We start from the raw sequence: 1,246 nt of genomic DNA, 5'->3' as shown, positions 1-1,246 counted from the left end.
GTGAACGGAACGTGATATGTTCTGCGGGTGTTGTGGGGGTGAATTCGACATTGAAATAGACTCTACCGCTCTCAATGGCGCTTGCTGTATTAAGCTCTAGATCAGGCGTACAACGCCCACCAAGAATGGCGCCTTGTGCTTTTAAATCACGCAAATAGGCATTGACGCTTTCACTCACGTCATGCATGTAGGTTTTTTTGATATTGCGGTCGACAGCCCATAGATGCCCGCGCAAAATGGCGTCATTAATCATATCTGCGGTTCTCACCACCGATAAGAAAGCAAATTTTGTATCACTTGAAAGGGTGCGATTACCCCAAAGACGATAACCATTTTCGCGGATAATTGTTGTGATGTTTTGTTCGTTAAGAAGGTTAGCGCGGCTTGATCGATCACCAATGGAAAAATCAATGGGACGCGAGATACCAACAATGCCATTGATCACTTTGTTTGAAGGGGAATGCCAAAAGCCATGGGTAAAATCCGTTTTGGCAATGACACCAGCAACCGCTGCACTTGCCGGCTGTTCTACAATTTTGCCATTACGATTCACTTTTACAAATGGATCAATAAGAATGGCGCGCTTTGAATCAAAATCTTTTGCTGTGCTAAGGGCTGCTTCATCTGTGCTGTTTGGTGCATCAAGCACCACAATGGCGCGCAAACGCTCGGCAATGCCAATCAATTCTGCTGCTACGGGGTTGGCAGTCGCACCCGTTCCATTTTCTTCAATATTCACACTGGAAGGGCGTTGATGTGTAAAGCCTGGAGCGATGAGAATGCGTGGTGTTTGTCCTACAATGGACCCCGCTCCAATGAAAGCATGAACACCTTCATAAGCACCATTTGCGTTTACACCACCCAGAATATTGGTGAGTGTTGCATTTTCGTTGTCACCTTCGTTCACGCGCACGACAACGACAATTGCTCCTACTTGTTTAAAAATAAGATCAAGGGCATTGGGTAAGGTCCCTTGACGCTTACCCGTCTTATCGAGTTTTGCGGCTTGTGAAAGAGAGCCTGCTACCAAAACCGGTGTGTTGAGAGGAAATGCTTGTTCATCGGCATCGGGTGCTGTGCCAACAATTCCGATAACTGCCGATTGAACCGCGCGAAGAGGGCGGGTGCCGTCGTCAACTTCAACGACTTCAACACCGTGTAAAAAACCTGTTGCCATTTTATACTCCTTTGAAATATTGGCTAATGAAATAAATGGAAAAAAATGAAGGGGATGATTGCTGTGTTT

At 46.1% G+C, this 1,246-nt stretch carries 1 protein-coding gene; it reads right to left on the bottom strand.

All coding sequences use genetic code 11. From position 1 onward, the window contains the following. On the bottom strand, nucleotides 1-1,177 hold a 1,177-nt coding region (locus ACFIMX_RS06605; RefSeq protein ID WP_375694212.1), incomplete at its 3' end, for a phage tail sheath subtilisin-like domain-containing protein. Nucleotides 1,178-1,246 lie beyond the last annotated feature (69 nt).

It is taken from the genome of Bartonella sp. AD24XZML (assembly GCF_042196485.1).
Taxonomy (GTDB): Bacteria; Pseudomonadota; Alphaproteobacteria; order Rhizobiales; family Rhizobiaceae; genus Bartonella.
The sequence above is the reverse complement of the archived record's forward strand: the minus strand, read 5'-3'. Positions and strand labels throughout refer to the sequence as shown.